Consider the following 2,982-nt stretch of genomic DNA (forward strand, 5'->3'; position numbering starts at 1 on the left):
GACGCGTCCTCCCAACCTCAGTTAAATCTCCAATACATTCAACCTCTCAATTGCGGCATCCTCCGGCCCTGTCATCGAACATCCCTTATCCTTTGCATAGCGTATGTAGTCGATAATCTCTGCCGTGATCCGTTCTCCCGGTGTCAGGATCGGAATTCCGGGCGGATAGCACATGACGAATTCACTGCAAATGCGTCCGGCCGTCTCGCCGATGGGCAGGGATTCTTTTTCCGCGTAGAATGCCTCCTGGGGCGACAGGACTACCACCGGATCGATATAATCATAATCCATCAGGCTGGATTTATCTCGGCTGAACCGGCGCCGTATCTCCGAGAGGGCGCTTACGAGCCGTTCCACCTCCCTCTGTCTGTCTCCGATAGAAAGGTAGGCGAGGATATTTCCTAGATCGCCGAATTCAATCTGGATATCGTACTCATCCCTCAGCAGATCATAAACCTCGATTCCCGCCAGGCCGATATCCCTCGTATGGACAGAGAGCTTCGTCACATCGAAATCAAAGATGCTGTCTCCATTGACCAGTTCCCTGCTGTATGCGTAATAACCGCCGATTTTATTAATCTCATTCCTGGCGTACCCGGCCAGCTCCGTCACCTTCCCAAACGCCTCTTTTCCCCTGAGGGCCAGATTCCTTCTGGAAATATCCAGACTGGACAAAAGAAGGTAGGAGCCGCTGGTGGTCTGGGTCAGGTTGATAATCTGTCTCACATAGCCTGTGGACATCGCCGGGCCTGTAAGCAGGAGGGAACTCTGGGTCAGGCTCCCACCCGATTTATGCATCGATATGGCTGCCATATCGGCTCCTGCCGCCATTGCGGAGACGGGCAGTCCCTCCCCGAAATAGAAGTGGGTTCCGTGTGCCTCGTCTGCCAGACAGAGCATCCCATGCTCATGCGCCAGCCTGGCAATGGAGCGTAAGTCGGAACAGATTCCATAGTAAGTCGGATTATTTACAAAGACGGCCTTTGCATCCGGATTTTCCTCGATGGCCTTCTTCACATCCTCAAGCCTCATACCAAGGGGTATGCCAAGCCTCTTGTCACCGGCCGGATTGACATAGACCGGAACGGCTCCGCAGAGAACCAGCGCCCCCATAATGCTGCGGTGGGCATTCCTGGGAAGAATGATTTTCTCCCCCCGCTTCACGGCTGCCAGCACCATGCTCTGCACCGCCGAGGTCGTACCTCCCACCATCAAAAACGCATGGGCTGCGCCGAACGCCTCCGCTGCCAGACGTTCCGCATCCGCGATAACCGACACCGGATGGCACAGGTTATCGAGAGGCTTCATGGAGTTGACATCCATCTGCATACACGTTTCCCCGAGAAGAGCCGTCAGCTCCGGATTCCCCCTCCCTCTCTTATGGCCCGGCACATCGAAGGGAACCACCCTCATTTTCTGAAATTTCTCCAGCGCCTCGTAGATGGGCGCCCTTTCCTGGGTAAGTCCGGTCATAGTAATCACCTCCCTGATTAGTATATATTGCGTCCGCTGAAAATCTCGATCATTTCCCTTCTCAGGCTGTCCATAATGGAAAGCCTCGTCCTGGGCGGAAGCTCATAGACATCCGTTTTGAACAGATAGTTCTGCAAATCAATATCCTTCACCATCATTTTCGTATGGAAAAGGTTGGCCTCATACACATTGATATCCACCACGTCATACCGGCGCAGCGTCTCCTCTGCGATATAATCCTGAATGGATTTGACCCGGTGATCCATAAAAAGCTTTTTGCCGTCCATGGCCCTCGTAAATCCCCTGACACGGTAATCCATTGTTATGATATCCGAATCAAAGGAACCGATCAGATAGTCCAGGGTGGACAGTGGGGTAATCTCGCCGCAGGTAGCCACGTCGATATCGACACGGAACGTGGCAAGGCAGGTTTCCGGATGGTATTCCGGATAAGTGTGGACCGTCACATGGCTCTTATCTAAATGGGCCACCTTTGTCTCCCCGGCCACCGGGACCATGGAGCCCTCCGCGATCAACAGCGTCACGGACGCCCCCTGCGGCTCATAATCCTGCTGGGAAATGTTAAGGACGGTGGCGCCTATCATATCAGTCAGCGTCGTAAGGATTCCGGTAAGCCGGTCCGAATTATACTGCTCGTCGATATAGGCAATATAATCCTTCTGCTCTCTGGGCGTTTTGGCATAACAGACGTCGTAAATATTAAAACTGAGGGCTTTTGTCAGGTTATTAAACCCGTATAATTTCAACTTCTGATCCATCGTATCTCCTTTTCCAATGGTACAATGCAAAAAGCGGTAACAGTTCAGCCATGATGTATTCCGCGAGGTGTTTTCGCTGTTTTTTGCGAAAATCCCGAGTTAAGCGGCGCGACGCGATGAAAAGTAAACTTTTCACCACAATCAACGGCGTTTTCTTGCCGTTTCGTGCATCATTTGCTGCAGTTTGGCCGAAGGCTGAACTGTAACAAAAAGCGCAAGTGATGTGTCTGCATCACTTGCGCAAAAATAATCCGATCGTTCTATTCTCCTGCATCCAACGGATAAACCTCCCGCCGGAAATTCTGTTACCGCCCTTCCCGGGCGTTATCACGAATTAAGGAAAACTTTGATTTTCAGAGTCTATATAGCAAATATTTTACTTTTACCACTCTTATTGACCGTTTCACAAGTTGATGTGCACCATCGCACTGGTTGTAAAGTAACCAACTTATAAAATTTGAGCTTCTAACTCAATCAATAAGGCAACGAAAGTTGCCGCTCGGCATTTGACCCGGCTGTCCGTATGGCCTCTACCCGTCTGCGGCGGGTGGTCAAGAATATTTGCATGGATGACTCATCTAAAAATCATCATTTTTCCATGTCGCGAGTATCATATCATTTTTAGGGTGGTAAAGTCAAGAAAAATGTGGAAAATTTCTTGAAAAGGGATAACAGTTTGGAGATTTAGTTAAGCAGATGAGGACGCCGCCGGAACGGCCAGCGGACGGGG

2 protein-coding genes are annotated in these 2,982 nt (G+C 50.8%); both read right to left on the bottom strand.

The features are described 5' to 3' along the window. Positions 1-21 precede the first annotated feature (21 nt). The gene (locus CLOSYM_RS10245) at positions 22-1,473 is read right to left on the bottom strand and encodes an aminotransferase class I/II-fold pyridoxal phosphate-dependent enzyme (protein WP_009298935.1); all 1,452 of its coding nucleotides are present in this window, start codon (positions 1,471-1,473) and stop codon (positions 22-24) included. A gap of 17 nt (positions 1,474-1,490) precedes the next feature. Next, positions 1,491-2,252, bottom strand: a complete 762-nt coding sequence (speD, locus tag CLOSYM_RS10250) for an adenosylmethionine decarboxylase (RefSeq protein ID WP_003503353.1) — start codon at positions 2,250-2,252, stop codon at positions 1,491-1,493. Between the last annotated feature and the right edge of the window lie 730 nt (positions 2,253-2,982).

This window comes from [Clostridium] symbiosum ATCC 14940, assembly GCF_000466485.1.
Taxonomy (GTDB): domain Bacteria; phylum Bacillota; class Clostridia; order Lachnospirales; family Lachnospiraceae; genus Otoolea; species Otoolea symbiosa.

Bases quoted from the DNA above. Each gene is read 5' to 3' on its own strand.
- CLOSYM_RS10245 (WP_009298935.1), bottom strand. From the start codon at position 1,473: ATGACCGGACTTACCCAGGAAAGGGCGCCCATCTACGAGGCGCTGGAG.
- speD (WP_003503353.1), bottom strand. From the start codon at position 2,252: ATGGATCAGAAGTTGAAATTATACGGGTTTAATAACCTGACAAAAGCC.